The organism is Chitinivibrio alkaliphilus ACht1, assembly GCF_000474745.1.
Lineage (GTDB): Bacteria > Fibrobacterota > Chitinivibrionia > Chitinivibrionales > Chitinivibrionaceae > Chitinivibrio > Chitinivibrio alkaliphilus.
This window is the reverse complement of record NZ_ASJR01000014.1, coordinates 37,515-50,990: the sequence shown is the minus strand read 5'-3', so window position 1 is coordinate 50,990 and position 13,476 is coordinate 37,515. Positions and strand designations below refer to the sequence as shown.

Annotated in this window: 10 protein-coding genes and 1 tRNA gene; 8 read left to right on the top strand and 3 right to left on the bottom strand. The window is 45.8% G+C overall.

Annotated elements, in window-relative coordinates:
- Nucleotides 1-40 precede the first annotated feature (40 nt).
- Together CALK_RS08010 and CALK_RS08005 are read left to right on the top strand one after the other, a co-directional pair.
- The gene (locus CALK_RS08010; RefSeq protein WP_022637175.1) at nt 41-3,067 is read left to right on the top strand and encodes a response regulator; all 3,027 of its coding nucleotides are present in this window, start codon (nt 41-43) and stop codon (nt 3,065-3,067) included.
- The gene (locus CALK_RS08005; protein WP_022637174.1) at nt 3,064-4,221 is read left to right on the top strand and encodes an HD-GYP domain-containing protein; all 1,158 of its coding nucleotides are present in this window, start codon (nt 3,064-3,066) and stop codon (nt 4,219-4,221) included. Before CALK_RS08010 ends, CALK_RS08005 begins: the two co-directional genes overlap by 4 nt.
- Before the next feature lie 188 nt (nt 4,222-4,409).
- Here the strand turns inward: CALK_RS08005 and CALK_RS08000 are convergent.
- The 3 genes from CALK_RS08000 to CALK_RS07990 all read right to left on the bottom strand — a co-directional run bounded on the left by CALK_RS08000 (nt 4,410) and on the right by CALK_RS07990 (nt 6,897).
- A tRNA-Arg gene (locus CALK_RS08000) sits at nt 4,410-4,486 on the bottom strand.
- 48 nt (nt 4,487-4,534) lie between these two features.
- Entirely contained in the window at nt 4,535-6,076 is a 1,542-nt protein-coding gene (locus tag CALK_RS07995; protein WP_022637173.1) for a carboxypeptidase-like regulatory domain-containing protein, read from the bottom strand.
- Nucleotides 6,076-6,897, bottom strand: a complete 822-nt coding sequence (locus CALK_RS07990) for a TIGR02147 family protein (RefSeq protein ID WP_022637172.1) — start codon at nt 6,895-6,897, stop codon at nt 6,076-6,078. The genes CALK_RS07995 and CALK_RS07990 overlap by 1 nt, the downstream gene beginning before the upstream one ends.
- 349 nt (nt 6,898-7,246) lie before the next feature.
- On the opposite strand from CALK_RS07990, the gene CALK_RS07980 reads away from it, so the two are divergent.
- The 6 genes from CALK_RS07980 to CALK_RS07955 all read left to right on the top strand — a co-directional run bounded on the left by CALK_RS07980 (nt 7,247) and on the right by CALK_RS07955 (nt 13,440).
- A complete protein-coding gene (locus CALK_RS07980; protein WP_022637170.1) occupies nt 7,247-8,800 on the top strand; it encodes a hybrid sensor histidine kinase/response regulator in 1,554 nt (517 codons plus the stop codon).
- Between the two features lie 378 nt (nt 8,801-9,178).
- Nucleotides 9,179-9,502, top strand: coding sequence for an ArsR/SmtB family transcription factor (locus CALK_RS07975; RefSeq protein WP_155851833.1), 324 nt, complete (start codon nt 9,179-9,181; stop codon nt 9,500-9,502).
- A 22-nt stretch (nt 9,503-9,524) separates the two neighbouring features.
- The gene (locus CALK_RS07970) at nt 9,525-10,523 is read left to right on the top strand and encodes an ArsJ-associated glyceraldehyde-3-phosphate dehydrogenase (protein WP_022637168.1); all 999 of its coding nucleotides are present in this window, start codon (nt 9,525-9,527) and stop codon (nt 10,521-10,523) included.
- A complete protein-coding gene (arsJ, locus tag CALK_RS07965) occupies nt 10,520-11,749 on the top strand; it encodes an organoarsenical effux MFS transporter ArsJ (protein WP_022637167.1) in 1,230 nt (409 codons plus the stop codon). The genes CALK_RS07970 and arsJ overlap by 4 nt, the downstream gene beginning before the upstream one ends.
- Before the next feature lie 9 nt (nt 11,750-11,758).
- Nucleotides 11,759-12,823, top strand: coding sequence for an ACR3 family arsenite efflux transporter (arsB, locus tag CALK_RS07960; protein ID WP_022637166.1), 1,065 nt, complete (start codon nt 11,759-11,761; stop codon nt 12,821-12,823).
- 215 nt (nt 12,824-13,038) lie between these two features.
- A complete protein-coding gene (locus tag CALK_RS07955) occupies nt 13,039-13,440 on the top strand; it encodes a hypothetical protein (protein ID WP_022637165.1) in 402 nt (133 codons plus the stop codon).
- Nucleotides 13,441-13,476 lie beyond the last annotated feature (36 nt).

The following is a 13,476-nucleotide window of genomic DNA, read 5'->3' as shown; positions in this document are numbered from 1 at the left end:
CTACACTCATAAAATCATCTATTTATCAAGAGATACACTGTTGCAAAAACCACCTCTGCACCGTATTTTGTTACAACAGACCCTTTGTGCTCTGTCACTCCTCTTTATGGCACTCGTCACCGTGCAATATCTGGTGCAGAAGCCCCGTGTTGAAAATCAATTTCGCGCTAACATGGAGCAACAGATGCACACGATGCTCCCCATGTATGAGGAAGCCATTTCCAGCTACACCCATCCTCACATGGCTGAACACAAGTCATTTATTGATGAATTTATCAGCTCATCCACCGCATATATTGCGGAACAAACCCCAGTTTCATACATTGAAATTCACAGTGCGTACCATACCTTTCATGCAGGAAATCCCCCCACGGAAGAAACATCCTATCTCCATGTGCATAATGCACTCCCCGGTGAAAATGAGCCTCCCCCTTCCGTATCAATACATCTGTATACCCCACATCGAGTTATTCAACAGGAACTCCTGCGGTCTTTGGGCATTTCTGGTCTCTTTATTCTTCTTTCCATGGCAGGGGTCCAGGCACTTCTTTGGCTCCTAACCCGACGCCTTATCGAATCCCCCCTTTCCCAGTTTATTCAGCGGGTAAAAATGATGGACCGGGTAGAACAACTCTCCCCGGTCCGTGACATTTCCGTACCGGGCCGTGAAATAAATGCTCTTGTGCAAGGCTTCAATACCCTTGTTGCACGAATCCAAGAACAAAACAAGGAAGTACAGGCACAGAAAGACGACTTGGAAAGACGCGTAACGGAACGGACACAACAGTTGGAAAAAACCATGGCCGAATTGGACGCTCAGACTGTCCATGTTACCGACCTTGCCTTGGAAGCAGAAATGGCTAATGCCGTTAAAAGTGAGTTCCTTGCAAACATGAGTCATGAGATTCGTACGCCCATGAACTCCGTTATCGGCATGTCCCAATTAGCCTTACAAGGCGACTTAGATGCCCGAGAAAAACAGTACATTCTAAATATTTATCACGCGGGAAAAAATCTCCTGAAAATCATCAATGACCTTTTGGATGTATCTAAATTAGAGTCCGGGCAATTCTCCATAGACAAACGCCCCTTTTCCCTGCAGCCAATATTACAAAATGTTGCCCGCATTATGACCGTACAATGCCAGCAAAAAGACATTCAATTTCTTATTCTTCACGATATGAACATCCATGAGAAGATGATTGGGGACCCCACACGCATAGAACAAGTATTACTCAACCTCTGTGGCAATGCCGTAAAATATACCGATACCGGTGAAATAGTTCTCACCATACGACAAGTAGGCTCTGAAGAAACAAAGAGCACCCTCTATTTTGAAATTACCGATAGCGGCATCGGTATGACCCAAGAAGAGTGCGCCTCCGTCTTTGCACCCTTTGCACAAGCAAAAACAAATGAACACAACTCACGAGGCGGTACCGGCCTTGGCTTAAGCATTGCCTATAATCTTATACAGCTTATGGGGGGAATTCTCGAGGTTAGCAGTAAAAAAGATCAGGGAACGACCTTTTTCTTTACCCTTGCACTCCCCATTGCCGATGGATCAGCCCCCTTACGTTCCACCATAGATGCTGCTTTTTTACAGGATATGCCCTGTCTGGTAGTGGATGACAACCGCGTTTCTGCAAAGGTAATGACCGAAATTCTTACGAATTTCGGTATGGATGCAACCCCTGTGTATTCCTCCAGGGAAGCCCTTCAGACTCTTCTTGACGCCATACAGATTAACATGCGTATTCCCGCAGTATTTCTTGATTGGAGAATGCCCGACATGGACGGCCTAACCCTCGCCAAGGAGATTCAAAAACTCCCCCTTTCCCGGCCACCGTGCGTGTATTTAGTGACAGGAATGCAAGCCTCAGATGCTGCCCGTACTGCAGAGCAGAAAGGAGTGCACCTTTCAGGGGTGATGACCAAGCCATGTATACCGTCACAGGTATTTGACATGCTCGCTGAGTCCTTTACCACAATACAGCACAGGTACTCTCCGGAAGATGAACGCGGTATTGCCCTCAAAGAGGTTTCCTTTTCTGGCTCTCGCGTCTTATTGGTTGAAGACAATCGAATGAATCAGGAATTAGCAGAAGATATACTGCACCGTGCTGATATAGAGACAGTTACCCTTTGCAACGGGGAAGAGGCTGTTGAGTTTATACAGAATCAAGATATCCACTTTGACTGTATTCTCATGGATTGCCAAATGCCGGTGATGGATGGCTATACAGCGACACGGCATATCCGTAAGCTTCGTCGTGGAGCAGCACTCCCCATTATTGCCATGACAGCCAACGGCCGAAACGAAGACATTGCAAAATCGAAAGAGGCAGGCATGGATGCCCATGTGGTAAAACCCATAGATATCAACTCTTTTTACGAGGTCCTGGCAACGTGGTTGCCTCAATCAGAAGAACCATCGAAAAAAAGTATGGCACCCAAGCCGCCCTCTTCCCGGAAGCAAAATTTCTCACTTCTTACCTGCCTTAATTGGAAAACAGCTCTGCAACGCACCGATAATGATAGTGAGATGTACAACAAACAACTCTCACTTTTTGTGACATCGCACGGGGATTTTTTCTCTGAATACAGTCGTGCATTCCATGATGGAGACCAAAATACGTATGTCCGCCTTGCCCATACTCTCAAATCAAATGCCGATCTTATCGGAGCAGAACAGCTTGCACGTCTGGCTGCGGAACTTGAACAGGTATCACGCGAGGAACAAGGCTCTCCTCGCAATCTACAAAAAGCCCGGGCAATACAGGAGGAGCTCCGAGAGGTTCTTGGCTGCATAAAAGCATATCAACAAGAGCATGCCGAGGAAGAGACAGGGATGACCCCGGAAGATCCGAACGCCGTGCTCCAAACCATGATTGACCTTTTAGAAAATAGCGATGCCGAAGTTCTCGATATCTGGGATACATATAAAACATATTTACTGAAACAGTACCCAAAGCTACCCCACAAAGTGGATGAGTATATCACGTCATTCTCTTTTTCCGAAGCCCTTGAGTGTTTTCAAACAATCTATTCGGGAGATACTCCATGAAAGAAGCAGTACCCACACAGACAGTCTTATTGATTGACGATTCACCACAGAATTTAGCCAGCCTTCGCTCCACCTTAAAAGACACCTATCGAGTAATTGCTGTACGCGAAGGAAAAAAAGCGGTTGAAATTGCGCAAAACCACCCCCAACCAGATATCATACTCGTAGATGTTATGATGCCCGATATGGATGGATATGAGGTATGTGTGTACTTAAAAAATCTCCCTCATACAGAACACATACCGATCATTTTTGTAACAGCCTCCACAGATATTGAGTCTGAAAAACTTGGCTTTGACCTTGGCGCAGCGGATTATATTACCAAACCAATCAGTCCCCCTCGGTTACGAGCCCGCATTGCCAATCATCTTTTATTGAAAAAAAACGCCGATACTATGAAAGAAAAAAATGCTGAATTAGGACAGTTGGTAGAACAACGAACAGAGGAAATTGTGGCAGTGCAAGATGTTGCCATCCTTGCCATGGCTTCTTTGGCAGAAACTCGGGATAGTGAAACTGGCAATCATATTCGACGAACGCAGCTCTATATTAAAATATTGGCTGAATCCTTGCGGAGCCAGGGGTATTATACAGATCTCCTCACAGATCAATACATTGAAACACTCTATAAAACGGCCCCCCTGCACGACATAGGGAAAGTTGGAATTCCTGACAAGATTCTTCTTAAACCGGGACGATTTACCGATGATGAGTTTAAGGTAATGAAAACCCATGCAGAACTTGGGTTTCGCGCCATAAAGAATGCAGAAGATTCCTTGGGAGTTCGCCTTCCATTTCTGCAAATAGCCAAAGAAATTGCCCGTTATCACCATGAACGCTGGAACGGCAATGGCTACCCGCTCAAGATAGCGGGAGAATCCATCCCGCTCAGTGCACGTCTCATGGCCTTGGCAGATGTCTATGATGCCTTAATTAGTCGTCGCGTATACAAAGAACCCATGTCCCATGAACTTGCTGCAGCGATTATCTATGATGAACGGGGAGATCATTTTGACCCCACCATTATTGATATTTTCTCTACGGTGGAAGATGCCTTTAAGAAAGTTGCCCATGATTATGCTGACCACCAAGACGACATCGATACCAAGAAAGAATCCCTTAACTCCTACCTCTCTCACACAGAGAAAAAGTAAGGGTAATACATGTGATTTTTAAGCCTTGTCTCAAGACAAATCTTCAAGGGTGTACTCCACCTTCTTCACGCTGTCCAATCAGGGTCAAACCATCTCTCGGTTGCCATGAGAGTGCTGGTTTGATCTTAGCCGAGTAGAGATGTATAAGTGGGGATTTTGCCGGCGCACCTATGAAACACCAGAAACAATGGTGCTCCCAGCGCGATTCGAACACGCGACACCAGGTTTAGGAAACCTGTGCTCTATCCTCCTGAGCTATGGGAGCATGGGGTAGAATATATATTTTTTTCAGGAAGCAGGGATGCCCCTCATTTTATTCAAGGGGAATATCAAGAAAGATTGTGCTCGTAAAATCGCTACTTCCTTCCTGCAAATATTGGGTAAGCGCATGGGATAGAGGAAGCACACGAAGAAAAACCTGATCATCAACGGTGCAGCGTAAAAACAAATTCGTATACGCAATTTCACCGTCTTCTGTATAAACATCTCCGGAAAAGGATACCACTCCATCCGAATTTGACTCTCCAGAAAAAACCACACGGTTTTCCAATACCCCATCGAGATAGCGAAGAGGAAAAACTTCCACAGTTGCCCCTGAGATCGGAGTCCCATCACCATTTCGTCGCACCGTAAGAGAGACTCGTTCAGGAATAGCTCGCGTGAGAAAATCACGCTCTCCTCCCACACGGGCACCGTTACTGTTTATTCCGTAAAAATTCACCTCATGCCATCTGTTTGCTGAAAAAGGTGCATCAACGTACGTGGTCTCATCATGATAAAACTCAACATTGCTGTATACGCGATTTTTCTCCTTCGAAATATTCTCTGACGAAAGGGGATAGGCCCCCCGAAGCTGCGCTAACAAGGAAATACTCCCCTCGATAAACTCCTCAGAAAAGAATCTATCTGGAGAATCTCCATAGGAAACAATGCCCCGCAGGGCAATCAAACGATCTACCGTACGTACTCCAGGATCTTCCAGATGATAGTCAATAAAGTAGTCAGAGCCATGCCCAAGGGTATCAAAAGTACTACCTTCAGTAAAGAGTAGCACCGTATCTAAGATAAAACGAAACTCTCCGTCAAAAAGCTGATCCATATTAAAAACATCTTCAGCACGGTGTAATTTTGTGCGTATATTTTGAGCAAATTCAGCGGAGTCACCGGAAAATCCCGCAATAACATCTCTACTCACCCGTGAGGTAAAGGAGAACTCCCACAGGGGGCGGATTGCATCCACCGTGTCAAGAAACAAGGCGGTTTCTTCGTCAGGCATAATTTCCACTCCACGAAGAAGAAGCTGTGGTGTTTCAGCCTGTTCAGAGCTATACCAGAGCGGAGGAAGAACTCCCGAAGGAAGAGAGTCAAAACGAACCGTTCGTACTGCGCCATCGCGAGAAGACTGAACTCTTTCCGCATAGGAAGTCCCCGCAATATACACAACCCCGGAGTCGTCTACATAGTCCGAAGATATATCCAAATAGAGACTTCCGGGACGATCAAGACGAACAACGGCTTGCGCCTCCTCTTCCACCGTAAAGAGGATGGAAGAACGCAGCCCCCGATCTCCCGCGTCACTTCGTGAGGTGAGAGTGTATTCACCGGGAAGAATTTCTGCAAAATCGGCAAAGCCTCTTTCGTTGGTTTTGGCACGGATGACCTGATGCCCCTGAGGATCCGAAATCGGAGTGTAAGAACTTCTTCGCAAGGCCACCTCTGCATGAGCCACGGGGTCTCCCCCAGCATCTACTACGGCAACTCTACCGTTTGTTGTTTCCGAGGTATTCCCCCCGGCCATATCAAGAGAACAGGATATCAAAAGCAGTAGTATACATACCCCAAAAATATGCCGCATTACTTCCCTCCCTGCTCTGTCATAGGTATAAGCTGAATGTTTAACTGATATACAGAGTCGGGAGACTCAACGGAGTCTACATACTGAACCACTGAAGAACGAAATTCACGAATAATATCCCGCACAACATCAAGCTCTCCGCGGGAAAGAGCTACCGTAAGGGTTGAGATATCCCGATCTTTTTTATCATGGCGAGTTAAGGACTCTCCAGCCAAGGCAATGGTCTCCTGCTGAAATTCACGTACAGCAATAGATCGCCACTCTTCGCCCGTGGTAATATTAGCATCACGCAAGCGATACACCCCCGCTTCATCCTGCTCCAGAAAACCAAGTTCAAGAAGAAGCTCTACCCCTTCTTTTGCCTCTCGAGCAGAAATACACGGGCTTAACATTTTACCCAATTTCGCATAGTCACCGTCAAACTCATAGTACCCGAGAAGCCCCCGTATTGCAGAATAGTACCACCGCGTATAAAACCGATACTGGTTTGGCACAATGCTGGTGGCCCCCACTTCTTTATAGGAAAGAAGTTTCTCAAAGTATACTTTAACATCCTGATCATTTTTTGCTTTATTAAATTGAATAAGTGTGGAAAAATATGCTTCCTCTTTGGCAGAAAAGCCGCAGAGACGCCGTACAAGAGGTGTCTTTTCCAAGGTTAAATGATACTTTCCTTGAAACACCTTGACTAAATATCCTGGATCAACCTCAAGACGTTTGCCAATATAGCGATACGAAAAATAGGGGTTCGACTTTTTTGATTCCTCATAAAACTCTTTGAGAAATTTGCGGTAATCTAAATATTCAAATACCGAAACCATCCATACCCCTCATATACTAAAGTAATGGCCACCCATGCTTCTGAGTGGCCATCCCTCCCACCAAAAAGGTTGTTTCCCACCAATAACAACTTTTCATACTCACAATATACACTGATTTTACTCTTCCGTTGTTTTTTTCTTCTTTTTTTCTCTTTTACCGTTGATGAACGTATCAACACTCAAATAAACCAAACCCCCCTATACAAAACAACAAAAGAAGAAACCCGCTGAAACAGAGGAGTCAAAAGACACCATTTATTATCAACACTTCAAAATTATTCATGAAAAGGCCAGACTATTCCCTATTATATATGTATATTTAGAGCAGAACCTTGTCACGGGAGTTTCTATGGTGGGAAAATTTAGAAAAAGCCGCTTTAATACACCGATCATTCTTATCGGGGGGTATTTACTGCTTTTTCTTAGTATCCGCACAACCATACTTACTTTTGATCGCTTACCGAATTCACTCAATAACATATCAATCTTCTTTATATTCTTCTTTCCCCTCGTTACCACGCGGGTTGTTACATACACAGCCCTCGGGATAAAAACAGCAATCTCTCTAACCTCCATACTTACCGCCTACGCAAATGCAACGTCCCCCATGGAACAGGATATGCTTATCAACGGCATTATCTCCAATATTGTTTTTCCACTCTTCTCCCTGATCTATTTAGAGGTACTCTTTCGTGGGCTAGAACGAATTCGCTCCATGAATTCCCAACTTGCAGCTGAAAAAGAACAGGCGGAAAAATCTCGCAATATTAAGGCTGAGTTTCTTGCCAATATGTCCCACGAGATAAAAACACCCATTAGTGGTGTGATTGGTATGAGTCAAATGATGCTGTCCCAGAATCCTCCCTCGTATGTACGGGAGAACGTACTACACATACTTGACTCTTCGAAAAATCTTCTTGCCATGGTGAATAATATTCTCTACTACTCAAAAATTGAATCGAATAAATACACACGAAAAGAAAAGTTCTTTCTTCTTCGTCCCTTTCTCGAATCCCTTTTCTACACAATGAAGCAAACCATTCCTGAAGATAAATCCCTGACCCTGTGTCATGATCTTTCTGCCGATCTTCCCCTTTGCATCTATTCAGATGCCCTGAAACTGAGACAAATCTTAATTAATCTTATCTCTAACGCCATTAAATACACGCCCCGCGGAACTGTTACCCTCCACTGCACACCCACTTCAGAAGGACTCTGTTTTAACGTCATAGATACGGGCATCGGCATAAAAGAGGAACATCTTACTACCATATTTGAAGTTTTTGAGCAGGTTGATACTCATTACACAAAGGAGCATCAAGGCACAGGGCTCGGCTTAGCCATCTCACAGCAGCTTGCACAGGTACTCCAGGGCACTATCACTGTTACAAGTACGGAGGGAGAAGGCAGCTGCTTTTCCCTTACCCTTCCGTGTAGGGTAGAGCAGAAAAAAACAGAATCCCCATCAAAGGAAAAGGCCTCAGAAATACCAAGGGCACTGCAGGACACCCCCCTCCTTGAAAAAAGTATACATGTGCTCCTTGCCGAAGACAACCGGGTCAACCAGATTTATATTAAGCATTTTCTGGAAAAGAATAATATCAGCACAGAAATAGCCATGGATGGTGCTGAAGCGGTGAGTCTCTTTGAAAAATCGTCCTTTGACCTTGTCCTCATGGATATACAAATGCCACGCATGTCTGGTCTTGAAGCGGCAAAAAAAATACGCCATATCGAACAACAAAAGGGCAGTAGCCCCACACCTATTATTGGCATATCAGCTTCAACAACAGAAATAATTGAAGAAGTATCTACTGAAGCCGGGATCAACGCCGTGTTCCCAAAACCGATTAATATTGCACAGGTTATGGGAGAATTTCGAAAGCTCCAACACTCCTCATAGCGTGTGGACCTCATGTCTACACTTATCCTCTTATTTTTACGAAAAAGAACAAATAGTTGATGTTGTGGGTATATATTACCGGTACATAAAGTTTCGGTACACAGTTCTCCTTGTTATACCCCTCCCACCAAACCAAAGAGAACACCTACCGAAACTTTTTTTTCACGGGTTCCCCACGGGGAACCCGTTCTCATATCACCTTGTCTTGTCATACTACTTGTCCAAAGAACGTTCTGAGTACTCCTCTCTTTGTATGCACTGAACAACCAAGGTTCGTAAATATTAGAATTGTGTAAAAATAAAAAAGCCATCCCCCCTCTCTTTTTCCCTTTTTATATTATAGTTAGCTATTTAGATAACTATGAAAGTGTGACTACCATGGATACCTGTGCAACCCTGTTTAAAGCTCTTTCTGATAAAAACCGCCTGCGGATTCTCGGGGCCTTACTCACAGAAGAGCCCCTCTGTGCCTACCATATCCGAGCAATGCTCAATGTTTCCGGAGCAACCGTATCAAATCACATGGCTCTCCTCATGGAAACAGGTCTTGTGCAAGGAGAAAAAAAGGGGCGGTGGATGCTCTATCATATCCCTGAACCCATGAAAGCCCATCCCGTACTCATATGGGTCGCTTCGACCCTTGAAAAGGAGCCTCAGATAGGACAAGACAGAGCCATGGTGAAGAAAGTCGCCTGTTCGTAACACTGTAAAAAAGGAAATATCTATGAAAAAACGAGTACTGATTAATGGATTTGGAAGAATGGGACGCCTCTTTTTTCGTGCGGCCCATGGAGACCCATCCTTCGAGATTGTCGCAATAAACGAACCCATGGGGGATACGGCCGGCCTTGCACATCTTCTTACCTTTGACTCCATTCACGGAACCTGGGATGTTCCCGTAACACATACAGAAAAGTCCCTCTGTATTGCCAACAGGGAAATTCTACATACACAGGAAAAAACTCCCGCCGCTGTCCCCCTTCCCGATATTGATATCGTGGTGGAGTGCAGCGGTGCCTTTCGGAAGGAAGAGGAGCTTGTACCATATTTCAAAAACGGAGCCGATACGGTTATTGTATCAGCCCCCGTCAAAAAAGGAGCCTGTAATATCGTATACGGTGTAAACGATTCACTCTATAGGCCCGACAAAAAACTTCTCACCGCCGCATCATGCACAACAAACTGCCTTGCTCCTGTGGTGAAGGTACTGCAGGAAAATATCGGCATTGCACACGGCAGTATCACCACAATTCACAATATTACAAACACACAGCGCATTGTTGATGCCCCCCACAAGGATCTTCGCCGGGCACGGGCATGCGGCTCCTCCTTAATACCAACCACCACCGGTTCTGCCACGGCCATTACCATGATTTATCCTGAACTTACGGGAAAATTAAACGGCCTGGCCGTTCGGGTTCCCCTCCTCAACGCATCCCTTACAGATTGTGTTTTTGAAGTGGAACGGGACACAACGGCAGAGGAAGTAAATGCCCTTTTTAAGGAAGCTTCCACCACAACCCTTGCGGGTATTCTGGGATATGAAGAACGCCCCCTTGTATCTGTGGATTATACCAACGACACCAGATCTGCCATTATTGATGCACAATCCACCATGGTGGTTGACAAGCGCCAGGTAAAAATTCTTGCGTGGTATGATAATGAGACAGGGTATGTACACCGTATGTCAGACCTTTGCAGGAAAGTGGCACAGGCCCTATGAACAGTATAAAATCCTACGCCGTTGTCACCGGAGCATACTGGTCTTTCATGCTTACTGATGGTGCCATCAGAATGCTTATCCTCCTCTATTTTCACCGTCTTGGATATTCTCCGGTGACCCTGGCATTCCTCTTTCTTCTCTATGAATTCTTTGGAATGCTTACCAACCTTTTTGGCGGGTGGTTTGGGCAAAAATACGGACTGAAGGCTCCATTAATCTGGGGCTTGTCCATTCAGCCGGTTGCTCTCATTGGGCTCAGTTTTTTGAATCATGACTGGCCTGCCGCTGTTGCAATACCCTTTGTTATGACCATGCAGTCCCTCTCAGGCATTGCAAAGGATTTGACAAAAATGAGTTCCAAAACCGCCATAAAATACCTGATCCCCCAGCAGAAGAATGCCCTGCTTTTTAAGTGGGTCGCCGTTCTTACGGGGTCAAAAAATGCCGTAAAAGGGGCCGGTTTTTTTGTGGGGGGATTTCTCCTGCAGTATTTCGGCTTCTCCAACGCCCTGATTATTCTGGCGCTGCTTATCCTTGTATCCCTGGGGGGATCTCTTTTGTTTCTCCCCCCCAGAATTGGTGCCCCTGCGCAGCCGAAACCATTTCAGGGACTCTTTAGACAGCAGAAAAACATCAAAATTCTCTCAGCAGCCCGGGTATTTCTCTTTGCCGCCCGTGATATATGGTTTGTCGTAGCCATACCAATCTATTTCTCCCGCACCTTGGGGTGGACCCATAGTCAGGTGGGCACTTTCATGGCAGTCTGGGTAATTATCTATGGAGGTGTTCAGGCCGGAGCCCCCGCTCTCTTGGGAAGAAAAACAAAAAGGGCTCCCGGAAAAACAACCACCATGACAATCTCCTGTATTCTTACCGCTGTTATGGGGGCAATTACGCTCCTCTTCCATACCGTACCACATCCTGAGATAATCATCATCGCCGGACTGTTTCTCTTCGGCGCAGCCTTTGCGGTAAACTCAAGTGTACATTCCTACCTTGTCCTTGCCTTTGCCCATGGAGATACCGCCGCAACAAATGTGGGGTTTTACTATATGGCAAATGCGGGGGGCCGCCTCACGGGAACATTCTTATCGGGAATACTTTTTCAGTGGGGTGGGGTCAGTGCTGCCCTGGCAGGATCCACGGTATTTTTGATTATTACCACGGCCATTACGGGCATTCTTCCTGATTCATCAAAAACAGATATTTCTCAAAAAATGCCCTAAGGAGAACCAATGAGTACACAAAACAACAGTCCCCTTGGATTTTTTGAACGCTATCTTACCCTTTGGGTGATCATATGCATTGTGGCCGGTGTATTTCTCGGGCAGTTTTTCCCCCTCATACCGGAGACACTCAGTCAATGGGAATATGCGCAGGTATCGATTCCCGTTGCGGTGCTTATCTGGATGATGATTTACCCTATGATGCTGAAAATTGACTTTGCCAGCGTGGTAAACGCCCTGAAAATGCCAAGGGGGCTTATTGTAACCTGTTCCACCAACTGGCTCATCAAACCCTTCACAATGTTCTTTTTTGCCTGGCTTTTTCTCCGTGTGATCTTTGGCGGGCTTATCCCCGATGATCTTGCCACAGAGTATATTGCCGGAGCGGTGCTTCTTGGAGCAGCCCCCTGCACGGCCATGGTGTTTGTCTGGAGTCATCTGACAAAGGGAAACCCCGCCTACACCCTGGTACAGGTCTCTATTAATAATCTGATACTCCTTGTGGCCTTTGCACCCATTGTGATGATTCTTCTCGGGGTAAGTGACGTCCTTGTCCCCTATGACACACTCCTTCTGTCGGTTATGCTTTTTATTCTTGTACCGCTCTCTGCAGGCTATGCCTCACGCAAGATTGTCATACAAAAAAAAGGTGCAGATTATTTTGAAAAGGTTTTTTTGAAAAAATTTGACCGTATTCCCATTATCGGCCTTCTTTTGACCCTGATTATTCTCTTTTCATTTCAGGGTGAGGTTATTTTGAATAATCCCCTGCATATCGTGCTTATTGCCGTACCGCTTATTATTCAAACCTTCTGTATATTTTTTGTTGCCTATGGCTGGGCATGGGTATGGAAACTCCCCCACACTATCGCCGCCCCGGCGGGGCTTATCGGTGCCAGCAATTTCTTTGAACTTGCCGTGGCCGTGGCCATATCCCTTTTTGGTCTGCAATCCGGTGCCGCCCTTGCCACGGTGGTGGGGATTTTGGTGGAAGTACCCCTCATGCTGACCCTGGTGAAAATTGCCAATGGGACCCGAAGGTGGTTTCCAGCACAGAACTCCCCCGTCCATTAAACGCCCACAAGCATAGGCTCTTCACCCTCTTTTGAAGAGCTATGCCCTCCGCTATTTTTCGAAACATTACGGTCTCCCCTTTTTCTCAAAACGACTTGGGCTATAAGCTTCAGAACCTGTGCGGCTACTCTCGCTCCTGCGGAGAAAAGAGTTAGGGAATACTATTTTTTTGCATTCACCCAAACAAAAGTATATCTTTATAGAAGGAGATAGATATGAAGCACGTCGTACTGCACAGAACAATACTCTTCGTACTCCTGCTTTCAGCAGGACTCTTCGGCCTTTCCCCGGAGCACTGCCTGCATGTGCACAATATGGAAGACCTCTCCTGTGTAGATACGCATCACGAGGAGAATCCTCTCAACTGTTGTGATACTTGCACTGATGGAGAGCACTGCAAAAATTGCGCGTTTCATGAGACACACCAACAGCCACTCATCACCGTGTCTTCTATTCCCACATTTGAAATATCCGTTCATACGCATACAGAAGCGGGAATCATACCCGTATCTATTTTGAAAATGCCCCCCCTATTTCGCTCCATCTCTTCCGAAGCGAAGTGTGCAAAGGAATTCGCCTCCACGCGAAAGCTCAAAACCGTACGTCTCCTCTGTTGATACCTCTTTTTTAAAGTAACACCACAAATGCAAATG